The 23,032-nt window shown below is 58.4% G+C and carries 18 protein-coding genes and 3 pseudogenes; 4 read left to right on the top strand and 17 right to left on the bottom strand.

Features of this window, described 5'->3' with window-relative positions; all coding sequences use genetic code 11:
- The first annotated feature begins 72 nt into the window (after positions 1-72).
- Positions 73-1,491, top strand: coding sequence for a S8 family peptidase (locus tag ABIA70_RS04665; RefSeq protein WP_354146392.1), 1,419 nt, complete (start codon positions 73-75; stop codon positions 1,489-1,491).
- Between the two features lie 173 nt (positions 1,492-1,664).
- Here ABIA70_RS04665 and ABIA70_RS04670 read toward each other — a convergent pair whose 3' ends face one another.
- From ABIA70_RS04670 to pdhA, 3 genes are read right to left on the bottom strand one after another with little or no spacing between them, the layout of a single operon-like run.
- The gene (locus ABIA70_RS04670) at positions 1,665-3,098 is read right to left on the bottom strand and encodes a dihydrolipoamide acetyltransferase family protein (RefSeq protein ID WP_354146393.1); all 1,434 of its coding nucleotides are present in this window, start codon (positions 3,096-3,098) and stop codon (positions 1,665-1,667) included.
- 2 nt (positions 3,099-3,100) lie between these two features.
- A complete protein-coding gene (locus ABIA70_RS04675) occupies positions 3,101-4,213 on the bottom strand; it encodes an alpha-ketoacid dehydrogenase subunit beta (RefSeq protein ID WP_354146394.1) in 1,113 nt (370 codons plus the stop codon).
- Positions 4,210-5,427, bottom strand: coding sequence for a pyruvate dehydrogenase (acetyl-transferring) E1 component subunit alpha (pdhA, locus tag ABIA70_RS04680; RefSeq protein WP_354146395.1), 1,218 nt, complete (start codon positions 5,425-5,427; stop codon positions 4,210-4,212). The genes ABIA70_RS04675 and pdhA overlap by 4 nt, the downstream gene beginning before the upstream one ends.
- 160 nt (positions 5,428-5,587) lie before the next feature.
- On the opposite strand from pdhA, the gene ABIA70_RS04685 reads away from it, so the two are divergent.
- Entirely contained in the window at positions 5,588-6,052 is a 465-nt protein-coding gene (locus ABIA70_RS04685; protein ID WP_502917171.1) for an Lrp/AsnC family transcriptional regulator, read from the top strand.
- Between the two features lie 286 nt (positions 6,053-6,338).
- Here the strand turns inward: ABIA70_RS04685 and ABIA70_RS04690 are convergent, their stop codons facing one another.
- The 6 genes and pseudogenes from ABIA70_RS04690 to ABIA70_RS04715 all read right to left on the bottom strand — a co-directional run bounded on the left by ABIA70_RS04690 (position 6,339) and on the right by ABIA70_RS04715 (position 13,551).
- Complete coding sequence (locus ABIA70_RS04690) at positions 6,339-7,661, bottom strand: O-antigen ligase family protein (protein WP_354146397.1); 1,323 nt, start codon at positions 7,659-7,661, stop codon at positions 6,339-6,341.
- Between the two features lie 666 nt (positions 7,662-8,327).
- Complete coding sequence (locus ABIA70_RS04695) at positions 8,328-10,154, bottom strand: acyltransferase family protein (RefSeq protein WP_354146398.1); 1,827 nt, start codon at positions 10,152-10,154, stop codon at positions 8,328-8,330.
- 392 nt (positions 10,155-10,546) lie between these two features.
- Positions 10,547-10,732, bottom strand: coding sequence for a hypothetical protein (locus tag ABIA70_RS04700; RefSeq protein ID WP_354146399.1), 186 nt, complete (start codon positions 10,730-10,732; stop codon positions 10,547-10,549).
- Between the two features lie 64 nt (positions 10,733-10,796).
- A pseudogene (locus ABIA70_RS04705) lies at positions 10,797-11,063 on the bottom strand (transposase); the annotation flags it as partial.
- Positions 11,064-11,515: 452 nt separating this feature from the next.
- Complete coding sequence (locus ABIA70_RS04710) at positions 11,516-12,949, bottom strand: tyrosine-protein kinase domain-containing protein (RefSeq protein ID WP_354146400.1); 1,434 nt, start codon at positions 12,947-12,949, stop codon at positions 11,516-11,518.
- Between the two features lie 198 nt (positions 12,950-13,147).
- A pseudogene (locus tag ABIA70_RS04715) lies at positions 13,148-13,551 on the bottom strand (Lrp/AsnC family transcriptional regulator).
- Between the two features lie 134 nt (positions 13,552-13,685).
- Between ABIA70_RS04715 and ABIA70_RS04720 the strand changes: the two are divergent.
- Positions 13,686-13,745, top strand: a complete 60-nt coding sequence (locus ABIA70_RS04720) for a hypothetical protein (RefSeq protein WP_354146593.1) — start codon at positions 13,686-13,688, stop codon at positions 13,743-13,745.
- A 165-nt stretch (positions 13,746-13,910) separates the two neighbouring features.
- Positions 13,911-14,156, top strand: a complete 246-nt coding sequence (locus ABIA70_RS04725) for a hypothetical protein (protein ID WP_354146401.1) — start codon at positions 13,911-13,913, stop codon at positions 14,154-14,156.
- Between the two features lie 493 nt (positions 14,157-14,649).
- On the opposite strand, the gene ABIA70_RS04730 is transcribed toward ABIA70_RS04725, so the two are convergent.
- The 8 genes and pseudogenes from ABIA70_RS04730 to ABIA70_RS04770 form a co-directional block, all read right to left on the bottom strand.
- Positions 14,650-15,081 carry a hypothetical protein gene (locus ABIA70_RS04730; RefSeq protein WP_354146402.1) on the bottom strand — a complete coding sequence of 144 codons (432 nt, stop codon included), beginning with the start codon at positions 15,079-15,081 and terminating at the stop codon, positions 14,650-14,652.
- A gap of 234 nt (positions 15,082-15,315) precedes the next feature.
- A complete protein-coding gene (locus ABIA70_RS04735) occupies positions 15,316-15,639 on the bottom strand; it encodes a transposase (protein WP_354146403.1) in 324 nt (107 codons plus the stop codon).
- A 126-nt stretch (positions 15,640-15,765) separates the two neighbouring features.
- A pseudogene (locus ABIA70_RS21640) lies at positions 15,766-16,513 on the bottom strand (transposase).
- 397 nt (positions 16,514-16,910) lie between these two features.
- Positions 16,911-17,987 (bottom strand): lipopolysaccharide biosynthesis protein, encoded by a 1,077-nt coding sequence (locus ABIA70_RS04750; RefSeq protein WP_354146405.1) that lies wholly within the window; start codon positions 17,985-17,987, stop codon positions 16,911-16,913.
- 510 nt (positions 17,988-18,497) lie between these two features.
- Entirely contained in the window at positions 18,498-19,688 is a 1,191-nt protein-coding gene (locus tag ABIA70_RS04755; RefSeq protein ID WP_354146406.1) for a glycosyltransferase, read from the bottom strand.
- Positions 19,678-20,667, bottom strand: a complete 990-nt coding sequence (locus ABIA70_RS04760; protein ID WP_354146407.1) for an aldo/keto reductase — start codon at positions 20,665-20,667, stop codon at positions 19,678-19,680. Before ABIA70_RS04760 ends, ABIA70_RS04755 begins: the two co-directional genes overlap by 11 nt.
- Complete coding sequence (locus ABIA70_RS04765) at positions 20,654-21,883, bottom strand: GMC oxidoreductase (protein ID WP_354146408.1); 1,230 nt, start codon at positions 21,881-21,883, stop codon at positions 20,654-20,656. The genes ABIA70_RS04760 and ABIA70_RS04765 overlap by 14 nt, the downstream gene beginning before the upstream one ends.
- Positions 21,884-22,196: 313 nt before the next feature.
- Positions 22,197-22,997 carry a glycosyltransferase family 2 protein gene (locus ABIA70_RS04770; protein WP_354146409.1) on the bottom strand — a complete coding sequence of 267 codons (801 nt, stop codon included), beginning with the start codon at positions 22,995-22,997 and terminating at the stop codon, positions 22,197-22,199.
- Positions 22,998-23,032: the final 35 nt, after the last annotated feature.

A 23,032-nucleotide genomic window follows, 5' to 3' on the forward strand; every position in this document is an offset into this window, starting at 1 on the left:
TGGGGCCTTGATCGGATAGATCAGCGAACAGGACGGGACGGCCAATTCGCCATTGGTGATGAAGGCGCCGGAGTGAACGTCTACGTCGTTGACACCGGCCTCTACATGTCGCACTCGGAATTCACCGGCAGAGTTCTTGCCAGCTGGACCGGAATCGGTGACGGTAACGGGGTCAATGACTGCAACGGGCATGGGACGCACGTCGCCGGAACGGCCGCCGGAACAACCTACGGCGTTGCCAAAAAAGCAAATATCATTCCCGTCCGGGTGGTCGAATGCGATGGAAGCGGCTGGAACTCGACCGCCATAGCTGGCATCGACTGGGTGGTCGCCCATCACGTCGCCGGCCAGCCAGCAGTCATGAATCTCAGCATCGGCGGGTTCACCAGTGACTCCTTTGACCAGGCCGTTCAAAGCGCGATAAATGACGGCATCACGGTGGTGGCGGCAGCAGGCAATGAGGGGGTGGACGCCTGCATTTACTCCCCCGCCCGCATCGCGTCCGCCATTACCGTTGCCGCGACGGACATCAACGACGCTCAGGCATCCTGGTCCAGTTACGGTTCGTGCGTGGACATTCAAGCGCCGGGAGTATCCATCAGATCCGCCTGGAACAACTCACCCACCGGCTCCAACACCATGAGCGGCACCTCGATGGCCACTCCTCTCGTTTCCGGTACAGCGGCAGTCATGCTCTCCCGTGACCGCACGCTGTCTCCTGCGCAGGTTCACCAAGCGATGATCGCCAACGCTACAACCGGTGTGGTCGGTGCCAACAAGGGAGCGACCCCTAACCGTTTGCTCTTTGTCATGGGTACTCCACCCGTTCCACCGTCCTGCTCCAATCTCCAGCTCGGGGATGCATGGGCTGGGGTAGGCACACATTGTGGGTTGCAAGGATCAGCAGCTTCCACTCTCTCCAGCACTGAGGCTGCCCCCGCGCCCAGCCCCACTGAAACTGCTGCTCCTTTTGAGTCCGCTCCTGCTGCTCCTGACTCCGCACCTTCTTTTACTGAAGACGCCCCCTTGGCAGCACCAGCTTCTGCTGCGGCTGCCACGGTTCCCGCCGCTGCCCGGGCACAGCAGGCTCCTGTGCGGACCGATGTTCCCTCACCGCAGGCTGCCGGGCCCAAGGTCAAACTTATCCCTGCTGCCAGCAGCGAGGCGCAGGAAGTGACGCTGGCCAAACCCGAGGTAATTTCTCCTCTGCCGGTGGTGAATGAAGTCAAAGAAGCTGAAAAGGCATCTCCGGAAACGTCGTCAATAGCGGTTCTGACCCCGCCGGTGAGCTCGACTTCTGTCGCCTCTATCATTCCTGCGGGCGGTACATCCGAAGACGCTGTGGAGAGTCACGCCACCGCTGGAGTAAACAACCCGGCCTGGGCCATCGCAGTAGGAGCAGTTCTGTCCTTGACCGGCGGGGCCGCTGTCACATTCATGGTCAGGAGGCGCCGGCATGTCGCGGCTGCATGGGATGCCATCCCGGCGTGATGCTCGCCTCCAACAGACTCTCTGGCCAGGCTTGCGCCGCGACACGGCCTGAACTGGCGCGCCGACGGCACGGGTCCGCTGGTCGCTCCACTACGGTGCGGAGCCCAAGGAGTCAGCACCTAACACCTGGCGCCACTCGGCGGCACGAGCATCCCTCCGCTCGTCGAAGCAGTTTAGATATCCGCCAGCACCGACCCCGGGTTTTCGATCGCATCGGCAACGAACCGCAGGAATCCGGCAGCCGTCCCGCCGTCGCACACGCGGTGGTCGAAGGTGAGCGTCAGTTCGGTGACCTTTCGGACGGCCAGTTCGCCGTCCACCACCCACGGCTTGTCCATGATGCGCCCCACCCCGAGGATCGCCACCTCGGGATGGTTGATGATGGCCGCCGAACCGTCCACCCCGAACACACCGTAGTTGTTCAGCGTGAACGTGCCGCTGCCCAGTTCCTCCGGCGTCGCCTTGCCGTCGCGTACGACGGCGGTGAGCCGGCGGATCTCCCCGTCCAGTTCGCGGGCACTGAGTTTGTCGGCGCTACGGATGGAGGGAACCATCAGCCCGCGGTCAGTCTGGGCCGCAAAGCCAAGGTTGATCCCGCTGAAGGAGACGATCTCCTGCGAGCCCTCAGAGTTGGTTTCGATGCGGGTGTTCAGCTCAGGGAACCGTTTTAACCCGGCCGTGACAAAACGGGCGATGAAGGCGAGCAGCCCCGGCGTTTTGTGCGGGTCTGCCTTTTTGAGCCCCGCCCGGAGCTCCACCAGCGCGGTGGCGTCCACGTCCACCCAGACGGTGGCTTCCGGGATCTCCGTACGGCTGCGGGCCATGTTGGCGGCGACCGCTTTGCGGACACCCTTCACCGGTGTCCGGGCGGAAATGCCCAGGCCCGTGCGGGAATCGGCGCCTCCGGCAGCCGGTGTCGGCGTGGGTGATGGAGCCTGTACGGAAACCGGCGTCTCCACGTCTGCTGGGCGTGCCGTAGCAGGCGCCGGACTGCTGATGGCAGCCTCCACATCTTTGCGCATGATCAGGCCGCTGTCGCCGGACCCGTGCACCGCGCCGAGGTCAACGCCGTGTTCCCGGGCCATCCGCCGGACGAGCGGGGAGATGACGGCACCCAGCTTTCCGGGGACCCGTGTGCGGAGCAGCAGCAGGTCATCGGCCGCTTTCTCTGCGTCAGAAGGCTCCGGAGATGCGCTGTCGTTGCCGGAGTCCAGAGAGGCCACGCTGCTGCGCCGCGCCCTGGTCCGTCCGGTGGCGCCGCTGCCGCCCGGGGTCCCGTAACCGATCAGCACATTCCCGGACCCGGCCTTCTCCTCCTCGCGGTACGTATCGGCCGCGGCTTCAGCCGCAGGAACCGGCGCGCCCACAGGAGCCACCGAGATGAACGGCTTGCCGACCTCCAGGGTCTGGCCGGGTTCGCCGTGGAGCACCGTGACGGTGCCCGCGTACGGCGACGGCACTTCCACCACGGACTTGGCAGTCTCCACCTCGGCGATGGGCTGGTCCACCCGGATCTCATCCCCCACGGCTACCAGCCAGTTGAGCAGTTCGGCTTCGGTGAGGCCTTCGCCCAGGTCGGGGAGCAGGAATACTTGCGTTGCGGTCATTGTCAGTCTTCCCACTGGAGGTCGTCAACGGCGTCGAGGATGCGGTCCACGCCGGGCAGGTAGTAGTGCTCGAGCTTCGGTGCCGGGTAGGGGATGTCGAATCCCGTCACGCGGCGGATGGGCGCGGCAAGGTAGTGGAAGCAGCGTTCCTGGACCCGCGCCACGATTTCAGAGGAGACGGAGGCGAAGCCATGCGCTTCAGCGATCACCACGGCCCGGCCGGTCTTGCGGACGGACGCGCACACGGTTTCGTCGTCGAAGGGGACGATCGAGCGGACGTCGATGACTTCCAGTGAGCGGCCTTCCTCGGCGGCCGCAGCAGCGGCGGCCAGCGCCGTCGGAACGGACGGGCCGTAGGCGATCAGGGTCGCGTCAGTCCCGGGACGGGCGACGGCGGCCCGGCCTTCGGAGGACGTGCCGGCTTCCGTGTTGGCGGCGTGCTGGGCCCGGAGGTCCGCGAGGTCCACCATGTCCTTGGACCAGTAGAGCTTCTTGGGCTCCATGAACATGACCGGGTCATCCGAATCGATGGCTTCCCGCAGCATCCGGTAGGCGTCGGCGACGGTGGCGGGCGTGAAGACTTTGAGGCCTGCGGTGTGCGCGTAGTAGGACTCGGAAGAGTCGCAGTGGTGCTCCACTCCCCCGATGCCGCCGGCGTACGGAACCCGGATCACCATGGGCAGCTTCAGGGCGCCCTTGGTGCGGTTGTGCATCTTGGCCACATGGCTGACAATCTGCTGGAACGCCGGATACGCAAACGCGTCGAACTGCATCTCCACGACGGGACGCATCCCGTTCATGGCCATGCCCACGGCCATGCCCACGATGCCGGACTCGGCCAACGGGGTGTCGAAGCAGCGCTGCTGGCCGAAAGTCCTGGTCAGGCCGTCGGTGATGCGGAAGACCCCGCCCAGGAGGCCAACGTCCTCGCCAAAGACCAGGACGGACGGGTCGGCCTGCATCGCGTCGGCCAGGGCGGTATTGAGGGCCTTGGCCATGGTGATGGCCTGCGGTCCCGTTGCCTCTTGGACTGCCGCGGCGGAGGCGGCAGCCCGTGCGGTGGCGGCACTGACATTGCCGTTAGCCTCGGAGGATGTGGTCACGGTGGGACTCATTTGGTGGACTCCTCGGAGGACGCTTCGCGGGTCAGTTCATCCGCGAGCATGGCTGACTGTTCCTGCAGCTGGGGTGTGGGGGCGGAGAAGACGTGCCGGAAGAGTTCCAGCGGGTCCACGGGAACGTCCTCGCTCAGGCCCTCACGGAGCTGGGTGGCAACTGCTTCCGCCTTCGCCGCGATCCGGGACTCGCCGTCGTCGTCCAGCAGGCCCCGGTCCGTGAGGTAGGTCTTCATCCGGCTGATGGGGTCCTTGGCCAGCCACTCGGCCACTTCGCTGTCCGGCCGGTAACGCGTGGCGTCATCGGCGTTGGTGTGTGCCTGCATCCGGTACGTGTTTGCCTCCACCAGGAGCGGCCCCGACCCGTCCCTGGCGAGCTTGACTGCCCGGTCCAGGACGGCGAGTAGGGCCACCACGTCGTTGCCGTCCACCCTTTCGCCGGCCATGCCGTAGCCCACTGCCTTGTGGGCGAGCGACGGCGCCACGGACTGCTGCGACAGGGGCACCGAGATGGCGTACTTGTTGTTCTGGACGAAGAAGATCACGGGCAGATGGAAGACGGCAGCGAAGTTGAGGGCTTCGTGGAAGTCGCCCTCGCTGGTGGCGCCGTCGCCGCACATTGCCAGCACCACGGTGTCCTCGCCGCGGAGCTTCGCCGCATGGGCAACGCCCACGCCGTGGAGAAGCTGGGTGGTGAGCGGCGTGCACTGGATTCCCACCTTGTGTTTGGCGGGGTCGTAACCGCTGTGCCAGTCACCGCGGAAGATGGTCATGGCCTCCACAGGATCGACTCCCCGTGCCATGACCGCGACAGCGTCCCGGTAGGTGGGGAAGATCCAGTCGCCCTCGGAAAGACAGAGTGCGGCTGCCACTTGGCAGGCTTCCTGGCCGTGGCTGGACGGGTAGACGGCCATGCGCCCCTGGCGGACGAGCGCCGAGTTCTGGTCGTTGACCCGGCGCCCGACCACAAGCTGCTCGTAGGCGGCCAACAGTTCTTCGTCGGCTGGCAGCGGGTATTCGTGGCCGGGTTCGGTGCCCTGCTCGCTTTCGGCCTTGAGCCGTCCGTCCGGGGCTACCATCTCAATCTGATGGTGGGCGGGAAGCATGTAGTCCTCGGCAGTGATGCCGAACTTCCGCACCGCTTCCGATACGGCATCTTCAGCCGGTAGCCGTTGGGCCTGGTCCGGCGCAGAGTGGTCCGCGGAGATCGTCATTGGTCAGTCCTTCTGTAGCCACTAGTCATTCCCAGTATCGTCCCCAGGCACGTTTCGTATCCAGTACTTCCCAGAATTGTGGAGGGTACCGTCGAAACAGCCTAGTCTGGAAGACGAATCGCAAGTGTGAGCTGGACAACGAATGGGACTGGTGGACGAATTGGCAGGACGTGAAGGGGACAACGCCGAGGTGCCGCTGGACGACGTCGACCGGAGGATCATCACGGAACTCACCCGGGACGGGCGGATGTCCGTCACGCAGGTGGCGGAGAACGTCCATATCTCCAGGGCGCACGCCTATACGCGCATCGCGAGGCTGACGGGTGAGGGAGTGCTGACCAAGTTCACGGCCCTGGTGGACCCCATCAAAGCCGGCCTGAAGTCCTCTGCGTATGTGACGCTCAAGGTAAGCCAGCACTCCTGGCGTGAGCTACGCGAGGAGCTCCGCTCGATACCGGAGGTGCACCACATTGCGTTGGTGGGAGGCGATTTTGATGTGATCCTGCTCGTGCGCGCCATCGACAATATTGATCTGCGCCGGGTGATCTTCGACCAGCTCCAGTCAATGCCGGGCGTGCTGGATACGCAGACTTTCCTGGTGTTTGAGGATGTTGATACGCGTTAGCAGACGGTGTCTACGAAAAATGGCCGCGTCCGCAGAAGGCGGCTCACTGAGTCAAAGTGGCCCAGGACTCCAGGAACTTCTCGGCAAGATGCGCGTGCCCGGCGGTGTTCGGGTGCGCCCCGTCAAAGTCGAATCCCGGGCTGTTGGCAGCCGTGAACCAGCTGGCCTCGTAGGCGTCGATGAACGAGCACCGGCGGCTGCGGCCCCGGCGCGAACGGCGCTGTTCGCAGCCAGCGTAAGGCCTATCGGGACAGCATTCAGTGATTGCCGCCTCGCTCGTCGGCAATCACCGACGGCTCGCCCCCAGCAGGGCAGTCGCCGGCAGTCGCGGCAGCTTTCGCCTAGTCGAGACCGCGGTAGTGGCGATCGCCAGTACTGGCTCGTCTGCCTCGGCCCGACCGTAGGCGTCAAGCGCCACCATGGCCGCGATACCAAAGTAGATGTATCTGTCGGTTAGCTGGTTTGAGGCGATGCCAGCCACCAGCCACGCTGCCAGCGAACCCATAAAGACCGGTCCCAGAACCTCCCCAGTTCGCGCCAAGGTAGTAGACCGGGCCAGCGCTCCACAGAGGAAGCATGCCATTGTGAGAGCTAAGACCAGGCCTCCTGCCGCAAGAATCTGCACATAGATACTGTGGGCGTGAGCTATCACCTCAAGTCCAACGCCGAAGAACGGCCGCTCAAAGAAGTCAGATAATCCCTGGGCGAAGATGACCGCTCGTCCGGCGTCGCTATCATCTGCAGTAACCGAGTCGAACCTGAAAAGGCCAAAAGCCTTGGTGATCATGTCTGAGAACAGGGTCTGCACCACGACGGCGGATGCAATAACCGTTGCTGCCAAGCGCCGGACGATCGGCCCCTTCCTTTTTGACCATGCGATGCTGACGACCACAGCAACCAATGTGGCGATCTGTGCGGCGCGCGACCCGGAAAGAAAAGCACCTGCAGCCAAGGTGACGATGCAGACCGATCCGAGAAAGCGATTACGTGTCGCGTAGTGTATGGCCACCGGGATTGTCAGCGCCGCGGCAATACCCATGTTGTTGGGATGCAGAGTAAGCCCGCCCTCCCGTCCGCTGATATTCACCAGGCCGGTCAGAGCAAGGTTAATACTAGTAACCCCTACGTAATCTGTGATGGCTACAAGGGAGGAAATACTAGCGCCCAACATCCAAAACCGCAGTAGCGCCGACGCCCGCTGCTTTTTTCCTTGAACGGCTATGGCAACTAGAGCTGGCAGAACGAGCAGCGCCAGAATCCACTGAACCCCGCCCAATGCGGACGCCTCCGGAGTGTCAAAAACCATGTCCTTAGCGGACAGGATCGAGCGGCGGGCCATATAAGAGTCAGAGGTGGGGAAAAAGGTGTGTGCCACGATCACGAGGACTATCCCCAGAGTTCCGATCATCAACCACCACGGAAGTCGTGGAATCTGCCGACGCGTGGCTAGTATATGGACGAGACAGAGCGGCGCGGACAGTGCAATGAAGATGTCCACCAACTGAAGCCCGCCGACAGCCAGCGGCACCCAGGTTGCCGTTATCGCCGCCAGAGCTAACGGCGCGAAGGCGAGGTCAGCACTTGTTAGGGGTAGAGGGCTTTTTTGCATCAGTCATCGCTCCGGTTAGGCATTTTCTCCCAAGCCGCTGCTGCAACAAGGATCACAGGGATAGGTCTAGCCCACCATCCATAAAAGGCATGAGCCCCAATTGCCAAGCAAACTGCGCCGACCGTGAATCCGCCGAGCGAAGCTACTGTTTTTCCGTCCATGGTTCAAATCTAGCAGTGACCGCATGTCAGCCCCCGTTCCCGAGCGACCACCCAAGATTGCGCGCGGGGAACGTCACAATGCGCTCATGTCCCGGGAAGCGCCGCAAAATGCTTACATGGGATTTTCGTCCGGGTCCGGGTCCGTCCGGTAACCGTGGCTGCTGAATTACTGGGCGAACGACCCGCCGCCGCACAGCGCCCCGGCGATTTTCGTTGGTGGGGCCCAGATGCGTATCCTGTAGTCGCCAGAACGCCAACTACGAACACCAAGATGGCCGTCGCAACGGCACACCAAAGCACGATTTTCCGCCAAGTGCGGGCGTTGCGCAGGTGGCCACAGTAGGTGCCGACCACTCCCGTTCATTGATTCCCATGGCGCGAAGTGTAAGGGTGATCAACTCTGGTTAAGGGACCTGGGTGTTGCAGTTGAAGCACGAAGCACCGACCTTTGAAGGACGGGATTTATCGGTGGGCTCGAAACTGCTGGGAAGCCCTGAAGCGTCTGCTAGCTCGTTTTTACGAGCGCAGCCAGCGGCGAATCCAGCAACGCACGCTCTCCAAAGTACCTCGCGCCAAACTCAGTGAAGTGCCTGCGATCCCCCGAAAGCAGCCGGCCGGAGCTGTCCGTGAAAGGCACCCGCCCGTCCTCTGCCACGTGATCAAACCACGAAATGAAGTTCTTTGCGGGGACATCTTGTTTCAGCGCCGCTTCCTCAGTCAGCGTCAGCGCCGGAATCACGTTTGTCAGGTGTCCGCGTTCTTGTTCCGGCACACGAGTTAACCAGTTCAGATTGTCCCCGAAGTGCTTCGTCCCTGCATAAAACACGGATTTGCCGTCGCTTTCAATCCGTGTGATGGACTCTTGAACACAGTCCGGCGATGCTACTCCACTCGCGAACACGACGACGTCCGCATCTACGTAAATGTCTTGCGAAAGCATCTTACCGGAGGAGCAATCATAGAGATCATCGCGGTAGACGATATTCCATGCTTCCGCCGGGAAAACTTCGCGCACCGCGTTGGTGAAGTCGCGTGCAAAACTATTGCCTACAACTAGCATGTTCACGGCTCCGGGTGGTGCAACCTCCGGGAATGAGGCCTGCTTCAGCTCGAAGACCTTTTCGTTGTAACTGATCGTCATGCTTCCAGCGAAGTCATCCGCGTTATCAGCATAAATTCGTCCGGGGAAGCCGTTGGTAGCATTCATGCTCAGGCCAATTCCGGTAGTCAAGAGCGCCGCGACACTCACAGACGAGTAGAGCACTCGGCGGCTGATCTGACCGGGCTTCCGGAACGGCGTCTCAACCCAGCGATAGGTAACCCAAGCCAAGCCGACCGTAGCCAGTATGAGCGCAATGAAAACGAGGGCGTTGGGTGCCTCACGCGAATAGATGCGGGCAAAGGCAAAGAGTGGCTGGTGCCACAGATAGGCGCTGAAGCTGATTAGGCCCACGCCGACGAGGATCCTTTGCCCCAGAATTTTTCCTACCAGCGACCCGGGCTCGGTGTAGCGGATGATGAGCGCTGTACCCACGACGGGAAAGGTCATGGCTGTCGCCATAAGGGGGTTGGTGGAATCCAAAGTGGCCACCGAACCCAACAGCATGCCCAAACCTGCCAGCGGAAGCAGCCGGGACTGCCATCCCCCGCGGGAGGCCAAGTGGCGCCGCCGCGGCGACACCCTTGGCAGCTCATGCCTGCCTCGCATCGAGAGTGCCACGAGCGCGCCGACGAGAAGTTCCCAAGCGCGGGAAGGGAGCATATAAAACCCAAAGTCGGGTTTGGTGACCAACCAGTACTGGGCCAATGCAAAGCTCACCACGGCCATAACTCCGAGGAGAATCATTATCTTGGTGCGGGCGAAGCGCCAGATGACCATAAGGATTAGAGGAACAAAGAAGTAGTACTGTTCTTCGGCTCCCAGGCTCCACGTGTGCAGCAATGGTTTGAATTCCGAAGCGGCCTCCCAGTAGCCCGCTGTCATGGCTAGGAGGATGTTGTTCGATGACCACGTAGAGGCAACGAGCGATTGCCCCATGTTCTCCAACTCATCGGGGAGCATCCAAAGGGAGGCGAATGGAATGCAGAGCAGCATCACCACGAAGAGGGCGGGCAAAATCCGCCTCACTCGGCGTTCAAAGAATTTGCCAAGGTGGAATGTGCCAGTCGCCAATTGATTGACGATGATCGTGGTAATTAGATAGCCACTGATGACGAAGAATACATCGACTCCGACGAAACCGCCACCGAATAAGCCAAAACCAGCGTGGAAGAAAATAACGCTCAACACGGCGACCGCTCGAAGGCCGTCTACTTCAGGCCGATAATTCATGATTCCCCCAACTAAGACATGACAACAGCAACAAACTCTAATGCACGGCGAGTTGTAGACTGTTTGCACTTCCGCGGAGGTTACGCCCGCGTGCGTAGCACTCCGGCGCGGCCCTGACGGGTGCAAGAGGCAATCATACGGGCCGCATCGTTCCGTGCAGTCTTGTGGCTCCGGTCAACGCCACCATGATACAAGTCGACTTCAAGTGAGAGTCTTCACTGCCACGGCTGACACCTATGCTCAAACTTAGCCCAAGTGGCAACCCACAACCTGACGACGCTCGGGCTGGTCTAAGGGGCAAGTAAGACGGGGTGAACCTCCAGCGGTGTTGGTACGTCAGGAGCCCGGTGCCATCACCGTCTAAAGGGGTTCCCCATCCCGGCCTATATACGCTAATCGGCCTCGGCTGCATCCACCGCAAGCTGAAGCAAAACCCGAGCCTTTTTACGGTATTCGTCTTTGGTGGCGGAATACTCCAGCGCATCATACTCAGCTTCGCCGTACATATGCCGTGCCACAGCGTTCACGGCCTTATCTGAAAGCAACACCTGATGGCCGTCCAAATGATTAGTCCCCATAGCAGTTGATGCTATAAAGCAAGTCGCAAGACTTACTCAAGGAAGACTCAAGGCTTGTGCAGTTTCATGTCCTGCCTTGCGAGGACTCTCGAGGCATCCGGCGTGCCCACGCCACGGCCGCAGCGGCCTTAGCCTGTTTCGACAGTTTCCTCTGGGCGTCGGTCATGGCCTGGTTGCCTAAGGAGACCAAGTGGAAATGATTAACCGCGACGGCGGTACGTGGAAGCCACATCCGCAACGCCTCCGGGAATGCGGCCGAGGGATCGATCGCGACGATCGCGCTCCCCGCCCGTCCAGAAATCAGATCCAGCGCACATTGACGCCGAGCGCGTTGACGTCGGCCGGCCGGTCAGTAGTCCCGATGCTTCTGAGGGCTTTCTGCCTCGAGGGCGTCCACGCAGTGTGCCAGGAGACGCCGAACTGGTAGGTCAGGGAGGAGAACCCCGAGCCCTGCCAGTGGTGCTCCCCAGTGAATGTCGTGCTCGAGTAGTTTAAGCCCGATCTTCGCCAGTGGCCCTTGGCTCACAGCAGGAGCACAGGCCGGCCGAACACCGGGCGCCAGGGAGCCGGACCTGCCGTGCGTAAGCCCCTCACTGAAAGGTCAAATAACAGGGCGGAACCCGCTCCGCACGGGGTTTCAAGGATGCGGCAGCGGCGAACGAGTAACCGTCAATCGTTAGCACCAAATGGCAGCAGTAACAATGGCCTTATGCTAGCTATTTGTACAGGCGCGCGGTAGGCGGCTTCGCGTGGTTTCGTCAAGATTGAGGAGCGCTCGGGAAATTATTTCAGTAACTCCGAAGCGTAATTTGCGGTGCTCTGATCATCGTGTACACCCGACGTGGTCGAGGTCCGTGCCTTTGCCGTATTAGTCGGGCCGTAGTAGCTGTATGCGTATGCGTCCGGCCCCTTTGCGGGTAGCCGATTAAGCACCACACCTAATATGTTGGAGGCGACCATTCCAAGGGCCCTCATGGACTTTTCGAGATCTTGAGCTCTGAGCTTGTGGGAACCCACAACAATAACAACGCCGCCGACGTGTTGTGAGAGAACAGCGGCATCTGTTACAGGGAGAAGCGGTGGTGCATCGAGGATAACGACGTCGAAAGCTTGCTCCAAACCCTGCAGCAAGTTCGACATTTCTTCTGAACCTAGCAGCTCGCTCGGATTGGGAGGGATCTGTCCAGATGTTAGTACGAAAAGGTTGCCTTCACCCCAGGGCTGGAGGAGATCGTTTACGTCGGCAATTCCAACAAGTGCCGTCGTTAACCCTGCGCCACGGTCGAGGCCAAGATATTCGTTGACCATGGGCCGGCGTAAATCCGCATCAATGAGACAAACGCTTTGACCCGCTTGAGAGAGAGTAATGGCAAGGTTTATGGATGTTGTACTCTTGCCCTCGCCTGGCAAAGATGAGGTGATGAGGAGAGTCCTCGCCTTCCCAGAGACATTAGCAAATTGGAGGTTCGTTCTAAGCTGGCGGAAGGATTCGGCACGAGGGCTCTGTCGAGCCGTCTGGCTCAAGAGTGGACGCTTAATCGCGTCTTGATCAAATGAAATTCCGCCCAAAAGAGGGGCGTCCGTAACTCGACGAAGGTCAGCCTCGCCCCTGATACGGTTGTCGAGCGTCGACCTAAGGATGGCGCCAGCCATCCCAAAAGCCAGTCCTAAGAGGAGTCCCAGCAGCAAGTTGAGACGGGTATTTGGGGCGGAGGGACTAGCCGGGGCTAGAGCTGGTTTGATGATCGAGAGACTCACGGGTGATGTGCCACCGGTCTTCGGCTTTTCAAATGAATCGATCGCCTTGATCAGACTGTTGGCTACGGCTTCGGTTATCGCAGCCGCCTGAACGGGCGAGCTATCAGAGACCGAGATGTCAATTAGTACCGTATTGACATCGCTGCTCGCCTTGACTCGACTAGCTAGATCCACTGCGGTCATTGCCAAGCCCAAGGAATCTATCGCTGGTTGAAGAACAGCCGGAGAATACACCGTCTTGACATAGGATTGAACACGCGCCTGACTGAATGTGTTGCCTTGCTGAAGTTCTTGGACTGTCCCGGAGCTCTGGATGGCGACGAAGAGTTGAGTGTCGGCGGTGTAGGTGGCTTTAGTAAGAACTGATAGTGCACCGCCAGCTAGCAACCCACTCAATGTCATGGCGAGGATCATGACCCAATGGCGCCGAGCAACGCGCATATATTCGCTTAAATCCAAGACTAATTCCCCCTGTTTGGCGCGACGGAAGCGCAGTTTGATGAGCCTGTCGGAAGACTTTGTTGTACCTTCTTTGCAATTCTACCCGTCTCAAGCCACGGCGTTTGGTCGGGGCCTACAGGGATGCAGCCAAGCTGGACAGGGACGTATCGAGCGTTCACGAACTGACGAGTGCCCTTGGCCGTTTCCGAACGACACTCAACGCGTCTCCGCATCCTCAATCACCAGAAATGTTCTGCGATCCAGGACCCCCAGCATCGACTGCAGTTGGTTGAAGATCACCTGTCGCAGGTCGGTGTTGTCGATGGCGCGCATCAGCAGGAACACGTCAAAATCGCCTCTCAGGAGGGCGATGCGATGCACCTCCGGCAGTGAGCTGAGCTCCTCGCGCAATTCACGCAATTCACGCAATTCACGCAATTCACGCAAGGAGTGTCGGCTACCCTTCAGCGTACATGGGCGAACGACTTCAGTCCGGCCTTGATGGGGTCCACCAAAGCGATGAATTTAGTCAGCACACCTTCGCTGGTCAGCCTGGCGATGCGGGTATAGGCGTGGGCTCGCAAAATCTGGACGTTTTCGGCCGCCCCAGTCACGGTCATTCTCCGGTCCCTAGTGAGTTTGGCGTTGATCCTTCGGTCGAGGTTATTCGGCGCCCCCTCGCCGTGCCCATCCGCCGTGTAAACCGAAAGTATTCCTGCTGCCCGACCTCGGCGAAGGCCTAACCGAAGCCGCACTGGTCAACTGGCTCGTGTCCGTCGGCGATGAGATCCGCCTGGACCAGCCCATCGCCTAGCAGACTGCCAAGCGCTGCACGGCGAAACCAGGCAGACGCTGCAGGTAGGCAAGCCGTTCATCTCGGTAGCCCCGATTGGGGGCGTCCGCTCCTGCGGCGGCTGAAACCGCGACCGCGACGTACCGCGAAGAAGAAAGGCCGGTTCAGGGAGTGTGCTGATCGGTTATGGACGCCCGGCGGCAGTGGCACGACCGGGCGGACCCGAGCCCCGCGCAGGGTGGCTGCTTCAAGTTCCTCAACGACAGCACGCTGGCGGAGCCTGCCGCCCAGAAGGCCGCCGATGACCTGCTGCTGCTCCGCACCAGGGTTCCCGGGAAGCTGGGCGCGGTCATCTCACGGCTGGTCGTGCGTATGGCCCAGCACTTGGCGTTGACCATGATTCGGTGCAGGGGTCCGGCGACACCAGCCTGATCGTGCGAAAGGCGGCGGAGGCGACCATGAGCAGTCCGGCAGTTGAGATGAGCGTATCGAAACCCAGGACGTCCTAAATCTCGGGGTTGCTGGCTGGAATGCCAAGCCGTCATCCCGGGACCTTCGGATCGGACACCGCAGACGCCGCGGCTTACGCGGCGGGCGCCCCTGTGCAATTCGACCCCAAGACCTATAGGCGCCGCGACACCGTCGGAAGGTCATCAGCCACTTCAGACAATGGCGCTGCTGTCACCCGCAACGACAAATCTCGCGCTGAACTACCGTGACGGCGTGGGACTCTGCATAGACATTATCCGGCTACGCCAACAAAAAAACGTACCTTAGCTGGCGCTCACCCTTCGACCAACGTGTATGTAACCGCGTCACGGCTGCCGGGTTCCTGCGGCTTGCTGCCGATGCGGCTAAGAGCCCGGGGTCGATGCTGGCCCGGCTTTGACACCTCCGGCTGTCCTACCAAGGAGATTTTCCGGTTTTATTGAACCTTACGGTCCCCGACCTTGCGGGCCGGAATACCAGCCCAAATCTCGTCTTCGCCGGTTGACTGTGTCAGCACGGCGTTAGCCGCCAGGATTGTTCGGGCCCCTACAGTGGTAACTCCGGGGCCACCCAGGACTTTTGAGCCTGGGAATAGGATCGCGTCGTCACCGATCACGATGCCCTCCATCACACTATCCGCTTCGGGTATATGCGCATCTTTCCTGCCGATCGTTACCTGGTGGTACAGCGTCACGCGGTCCCCAATGGTGGTGCTTGGATGGATGACAATCCCCATGCCCCGGTGCTGAAGCTGCAGATCTTTACCAATCTTCGTCCCTGCTTGGACTTCAAGTCCTGCCACGAGCAACAATAATTCCCTTACCACACGGATTTTTCGGCGGTAAACCATCTTTTCCATTAGTCCCATGTCAAGACCGTATCCCATGGGAGTTGCCACGGGATGCCTGCTGCGGGCCGTGCAAGTCAGGCTGGGCTACGAATTAGGACCAGAAAGCTAGACTGTCAACCGGTCGAAAGTGGCTTATGTCTATTAAGACCCGCTGTTGAGGGCGGGTGGTCGTCATTTACAGTGCCCTTGGGACGGGCCGCGGTGGTTCCGGTTTCGACTGGGCGTCGTGGCTCGTGAAAGAGATCGTCGCCCCTAGCCTGCTTCCAAGCAGACCCGATTGAGGGAAGTGGTGGCGGGAACTGACTTGACTTTGGCAGGGTTGCGATAGCCAAGGGCGGTGCGCTTGATATTTTTGATAGCTGTGTTGTTTGCCTCTACCTTGCCTGTCGTCGCCCCCGTGATCATGAGCACCTCGGTCTCTTTCCACCACCGGCAAACGGTGCGGTAGAGCCTGTTTGTCTCCCGCCGTGCTGCTTTCTTGACGAGTTCCTCAAGTTCGCCTTTCGCTGCCGCGGCGGCTTCCAGGGATCCTGTGCGCAGAAGAACCCGAAGTTTAGACGCCCTAAACATGCTCATCTGCGAAGGGCCCGTCTGGGCCGCTCGGCCCCAAAGGCCACTGGCGCTTTCCCACTCACTAGCCCGGGAATGTCAGTCAACGGGGCTCTTCACGGTTCGTGGTGAATGTCCTGCCGTGATGGATGTTCATGCCGATGTTCTGGCGGCACTGCGCAACAGGATACGCGTCTTGTAGTTCCGTGCGTTGGTAAATCCCCGCCCTGTCCTTTTGATGTGCTTGATCGCGGTGTTGTGGGCTTCCACTTTCGCCTTTGTCGCGCCGGTGACAATGAGGACTTCGATCTCTTTCCACCATCGGCAGACTGTGCGCCAGAGCCGGTTCGTTTCAGGCTGAGCTGCCTGTTCGACCAGGGCCTGCAGCCGGTTTTTCGCGGCGGCAGCGTCGGCCAGGGACCCGGTGGCCAGCAGCGTCCGGAGCTGCTCCTTGACCAGCCAGGCGGTCTGCAGGTTCCCGGTGGCACCACCACGAGACACCGAACGAAAACGCCGCCTCCGCGGCGGCCCTTCCGGATCCAATGACGGCTGCTACGAGGGCGTCGCGGAGCCGGCGGGTGGACCTCGCCCGGCGCGGGACCTGGGCTGTTTCTTCCGCGAATGTCCGCCTCGGGCAAAGGTACTCATCGCAGAAGAATCTCCGATTGGCCCAGATCACCTCGACCGGGCCGGCGACAGGGATATCACGCAGACGTTGTGGTCGGCGTGAATGCACCCGGGCGCTGATCACGCCGCAGCAAGGGCAACCGGACTCGGCAGTGGCTTCGACGTGGACCCGACGCTGCCCGAAAGCGAGGACATCAGTTGCGGTGACGCGGTAGTCGGGCAGGTTGCAAATCGCGGTGGCAGCATCTGGGCGCGGCGAAGTAGGCTCGATCAAGGCTCGTAGCTCCTGACTCTTGATGAATGCGTAGAGAACATCCATCAGAGCAGGGCTACGAGCCCTTCAGCTTTCAAGACACGGAGTCCGTTTCACCACGAACCACGGAGAGCCGTCAACGGTCCAACGACGGCCCCGTCCCGGATCGAAGGCACTTTGCGTCAATGTAGAACACCTGGTGACAGTGGCTGCCGTCAACAGCTAAGAAGCTGTACAAGCGTTAGGGAATCTCTTCAAGGTTTCCGGGGAAAATAGTTTCGTGTAGCAGAGGACTCACCAGCCGTTGATTAAATTACTACAAATTGGGAGTGCCATAACTTCAAAGTGAAAAACAGTTCACCGACAACAGCTGGTCGATGACTATTATTACTGATGGACAAATGTCAAAAATATCATGTTAATTCTTCATACCTTCACCGGAGCTTTTGCCGATTCGAATCAGGGTGGCTACACCAATCGCGCATGAAGAAAAAGCGGCAGCGCATAGGGCCATGGCAATACCGTTGAGTCCAAGGAAGCCATATGTGGAGACAACCAACACGAGGAATAGAATCGATGCAGCGATTTCGCTTACGGATGCTGCACCGTCACGCTTATGAAACCGCAAAGCTTCATTCACGATCTTACGCGCCCCCATGAATCCACCCGCAAGGCAAAGCCAAAAGCTCAATGAAGCTGCCGCCCGAAACTCTGGGCCATATAAAAAGTCAACTGCAACCCCCGAAAGGGCGGCCATCGCAACGCCAGCGAGGATAGGAGCGAGCGCTGCCGCTAGAAGTACGCGCAATCTGCGCCTAGAGGAAAGCGCAACAGCGACTAGGGTTCCGAGGGTTTGCCCCAACAACTTAGGAAGATTTGCCAGCGACAGCGCCGCTGTATACAGACCCAGGCCTGTACTGGCGGACATTGCAACAACGGCCAGCTGATCGATGCGAAAACTCTCCAACGGGGAATGCAATGAAAAGAGCCCACGCAGACCCCTACGACGGATTGCCGCGGGAGATCGCATCCTAATTTTCGGTGGATCTGCTGTGGCGCCGCCACCTCGGATGAGGAATAACCCAAGACCAAGCGCAATCAAGTTGGAACCAAACCAGGCCCAGATTACGCCTTCGAAAGTGACCACTGAGAACAGCAATATGCCCGTAAGAGCCAGGGCATAAACTACGGAGGCCGAGGATTGACAAATCGCAGCTCGAACGAAGCACCCTGCACCAGTCAATGCACCGCCAATAGCGGGGTTGAGAGCTAATACAAAAACCAAAATAGTGCTAGCGAGGGCGGTCGCCAAATGAATTCCCAAGGCCAGCAATATGAAACAGCCCAGAACTCCGGAATAAAAGGCTATTGGAAGTATCGAACGAGAGACTGTAGATACAACATTCGACACAGCTGCACCGTTTGAAGCATACAGATTGGCCAAGCTCGACGTCGAGTTGCCCGAAACGAACGACAACAAAGTGACCACCAGCATGGCAGTCGCTACGTCGCCACGTCCTTCAGGTCCGAGACTCCGAGCGACGAGCACCCCCGTAGCCAGCAGGGCAATTTGAGTTAGTCCAACTCCAAGTAGTAGGCGCCAAAGTCCCTTCAAGGTGTATAGCCAACACTTAGAAGTTCCGCTACACGTCCAGTAACACTGGATCTCACGTACTGAACAAGGATCAATGTCTTCGACCTATCAAACTCTGCTGCTGCATCGCAGGCACTTACCAAATAGCAGCGGTTCAAAGATAACGATTGATCGCGACGATTGATGACGTCCGAAAACTCCAACCTCGCTATTTCTACGCATGTAGGTTTTATTCTGAAAGATGCCCAGCACGTGACGACGTCCTCTCTGCCTGTAGTGCCCAGGTTCAACGGACGGCAGCGTTGAAGAACCGAAACCAAGGATCTGCTTCAATAAGCTTGTATCACTTACCAAGTATCACCAAAGGAATATAAATCAGGAGGATTGTTTGTTTTTATGGATGCATACAATCTACGCTTTACGGGTACGCCCAGCAATTTCAGCTAGGGCAGATGCCAATGGCCGCCAACTAAGGTGCTCGTCCGCGTACGCGGCTGCTCGGCGACCCGACCTAGCAGTAACATCGTCATTTGCCAACGCCTCTGACACTGCGTTAGACAAGGAGCGCACATTCATATCCGCCAAGACGCGCCCGGATTCCGCGAGTACTAAGAATTCGCTGGCTGCGACACCAGTGGATGCTATTACGTGGCATCCTCCTAGCATTGCTTCACCTACGGTCAGTGCAAAGTTCTCATTTTCAGATGCCAAAACAAACGTTCCGCAATTGCGATAAAGCCAAGATTTTTCCGGCCCAGTGACTTGGCCAGTAAATACCACCGATTCGGCTACACCAAGAATACTTGCGAGCCGCCGCAGTTCAGCTGCTGTCACATCTTCATCGGGACCTGCAATGATTAACACTGAGTTTCTTGAGCGAGTAGCCTGAGCCCAAGCCTCCAGTAGTAAGTCGGGACGCTTTTTGTGGGTTAGTCGACCCAGGAATAGTACTCGCTCATTTCTCTCCGTTTCACTGAAAAGATTAGAAAGTGAGGAAAGAGCCTTTTCTGCCGGCAAGCTTGCTCCCAGCGGGACGATAACTTCCTGGTCTGGTCGGACGACGTCTCTGGCTCTCTCGGCCTCAGAAGCCGACGCGAAATGAACATACGTTGCCTCTCTGAGAATACGGTTTCCAATTACGGCACCATAAATCCACTTCTTGAGACGGGACTTTGCGCGCTGGTAGGGCTCGAGGCTGCCGTGTGCTTGGATACCATAGGGGACCTTGAACCACCGAGCAACAAAATATCCATAGATGAGGGGCAATTGATACTGACCGTCTAAATGGAATAAATCAGAATCTGGGCCAATCCGGATTAGAGACCTCAAGAATCCTCGACCATTCTGCATTGACGAAGGCCATGTCGATTCGAAAAGCTCTATTACAGCTCCGCTTTCCCTGTACCGCTCTTCTTCCGCTGAGCTGATTCGCGACCCGGGCGCCCCGTTTAGATTTGTTCCGTACAACACTGCATCGACACCGAGTTCACGGAGTTTTGAGTTGAGCGCAACTGAACCAATTGACGGGCCACCATAGACTTCTGCTACAACGGAGTTTACCTGACAAATCTTCAAGACTTTTTTTCCATTCTTAGGCGTCATATTTAAACCTCCCATTTTCGCTATTTCGAAGAAGACTTTCGACCAAACTCCGATTTTCCAGTAGAGTTGGATGAATTCGGCTAACACCCGTGCAAAGCGATTGGATGTGTGAAGGTTGAGTGGAGCCAAGGAGTAGGATCGAGGAATTGTCCTGGGATAGTGACAGAGACGCAAGAAGAGAGGCTCTCGATTCAATCGTACGGAGCTCTTGTCCCACAATTTCTTCCAGCTTTTTCTGACTTTGGCTATTTTCGTCCAGCCAGCTGTCTAATTGGGAAAGTGACGTAGACAATAGCCCATAATTGATGATGAGAGCGCCACCACGGCGACTGACGCTCGGAATTGTGGAACTGCCCGGCAACTGGAGCACTTTAACATCGGCCAGGAAGGATTCAGGATACTGATTAAGGATTGCAGCGTCACCCGTCACACCAAGTACCCCGACTTCCGGCAGAGCGCCACTCCCGCTTAGTTCGCCGCACAAATCCTCGACCTCCGGCGCCCAGGCCATATCGTGCAGTAGCAGAATATCGATATGCTCCAGGCCCAGCAGGCGCAAGCTCCTTCGAAGACTCGCACGAACATCGGCTATCTTTGGAGCCTCGACCGCGACGGCCGGCTTCGAGTAAGAGCGTGCCATCGTTCGAAGTCGATCCGAACGAGCTAGTAGCTGGCGAAGGGGCCGTTGAACTTTGGCAACTATGCGTGTGCCGGGGGAAGGAAGCAATCCAAACTTGGTCGCGACTGTGATGTCTCCCATAGTCCGCGGAAGTAGACGGCCCAATTCGTTCTCAGCAATCCCTAGCCCATACAAGGGTGCTACATCAAAATGGCGGATTCCGGCCTCGTACGCAGTGTCGAAGATTCTCTGCCGTCTCGTGCGTGAACCTTCGCGCATAAGAGTTGCTAGCCCCAACCCGACCCTGGACGTTAGCCGTCCCGCCGCGCCTGGGATGGTCGTGGAGTCAATTTGATTCAAGATACAGGCCTAATCTGTGTGCTAGGGCTAGGGCGGTAAAAGTGGGATTGGCCAGACCCCCACTGGGGAATACAGACGCTCCCGCAACGTAGACGTTGTCCATTCCGAACACCTTGAGATTAGTGTCCACAACGCCTTTCATTGCAGACGTGGCCATCGATGTGCCGCCCATCATGTGAAATATATCCTTGAAACCAGCGTCAGGTAGAAGCTCGCGGGTATTGGCTCCTACATTCATGTCTTCCAAAACGGCGAGGACTTCCCTGCCAAACGCATTTGCTGAGTCATTCTCTTCAGCCCCGACACACCACTCCAGCTGGACTTCTTTTCCCGGCGTGCCTGCATTTTGCCATGTGAGGCGAGACTCGCGTCGTGTAGGTTGCTGAACATCGACTCGTAAATACACATTAGAGGACTTGAAAATGGGTCTCTGACTCTTGACTATGGATTTGGAAATTGACTCCAGAAGCTGGGGCAGGTCTCTCACCCCGCAGGTCAATACCGACAAGAGCCCTGGCGACTTTGCGTTTGCCTGCCTCGCCCTTAGCAGATCTCGTGCTTGGCGCGGGAATGATTCTGCAGGTAGCTCGAACTCAAAGTGGGCGTAACTCGGAAGTAGAGTGCTTCGACGTACGAACCGTTCCGTGGGTACTAAGCGTGGGGAGCATAGAACTCCCTTATATCGCCGGTGACTGGCGAAATCACGGAATCTATCCCAGTCAGTAACTGACAAGGCCGCCACTCGCTTGGATACATGGTCGACGAATCCAGAGCCCAATTGAGGCAGATCGGCAGCGACGTCGCTGCCCGCTAAGATACGGGTGTTTCCGAACGTCCCCGCAGCAAGAATCACGGTCCTCGCGCGGTAAGTTACTGTCTCCCCGAATCGATCTGTCGCCTCAATCTCTGCAACTTCACCCGAGTTCTCTCTGATCCCGTAAACAATTGATCCCTCAACAACATGTGCGCCCGACAACTTTCGCCGCAACACGGGATTGACGGCAAAGTTCCGCGATCTCCATCCCATCCAAGTCGAAAACTTTATATCTACATCTGTGCTCGACGATTTCGAAGATGCCATCAGATGTCGACCCTCATGTATGTCACTGTGGGCGCCCGACAGCCCGATCCCAACCAAGACCTTCTCATAGTAGGGGAAGACTTCATCGTATTCGATGGGCCACTGGTTCAACCCAGCAACTGAGTCCAAGCTCATTTCCCAGCGTTCCCATGGCCATAGTTGGCCTCCCCAGATTTGGCTAGTTCCGCCTAGGCCGGTGGTCCAGCCGTCCTGGATGCCAGTGTGCCCGCCCGCTTTTGCGGCCGCGGATTGAACGATTGATGTCCGCCCGTCTCCTGCACTACGTCCAGCCTCAAGAAGAAGCACTTTCTTGTCGGTAGAGGCAAGCATGCCGGCCAAGTAGATGCCGAGGGTGCCCGCGCCGACGACGCAAAAATCATAAGCTTGATGAATTTCGCTAATTTTGCTTCTCCTCAACTTCTAGTCGGTAGCTGTATCCTTGTGGATTCTATGAGTTTTTCAGTTCCCTAATCTTAAGATCAATTTGCCAGTAGTAAAACGAAAGAGCAATCGCATAACTCAGACCAGCCGAGCCGTCCAAGAATCCGAGCCGTAAGAAATAGGAATAAATAAAAAACACAACGGGTTTGGCTGGCAACTTCACTGCGATACGACCCAATCGTGACCTACTCTGACGGGACACCTCATCGCCTTTATGTAGCATGTGGGCCTCCCAGTCGCTGTAGCGGTTGTGTCGACCAAAGTAGTCATACAAGCCGTCCTCGTCCTGGTGACCAATGGGCAACTGTGCCCTGATGACTGATCCTTCAGTGATCTGAGGCTGGTAGTGACCTTCTACTTCCCACATATTTCCCACGTCAAGATCATCAGGTCTCGGCCAGAACGACTTACTCTTGCGCATTCCGATTCGCTTTGTTACGCGGTGACCATGCTTGAGTTCACGCCCTACCCAAAAATACCGAAGTGGAACTTCGTAGGCTGCGGCCGAACTGTCGTCAATGATCCGCCGAATATCTTCAATTTGACCCGGCTCAAAGTACTCATCAGCATCCAGATAGAAAACCCAGTCTGTTTCAGTATGAGCGAGGCTCCATTCTTTCTTCTTGGGGTATTGACGGTTCCAGTTGAACTGCAACACACGCGCACCCGCTTGCTCGGCAATTAGAGCCGTAGCGTCATCGCTCTCCGAATCAACCACCAAGACATAGCGGAAATCGCGCGCACTTTCGACTGCCCGTCGAATATGACGCGCCTCATTTCTCGTTAAAATTACGACGGTCGCATTCACTAAAGTAGAAGGTTTCACAATCTCATCTCGATCTA

It is taken from the genome of Arthrobacter sp. 754 (assembly GCF_040548695.1).
Taxonomy (GTDB): Bacteria; Actinomycetota; Actinomycetes; order Actinomycetales; family Micrococcaceae; genus Arthrobacter.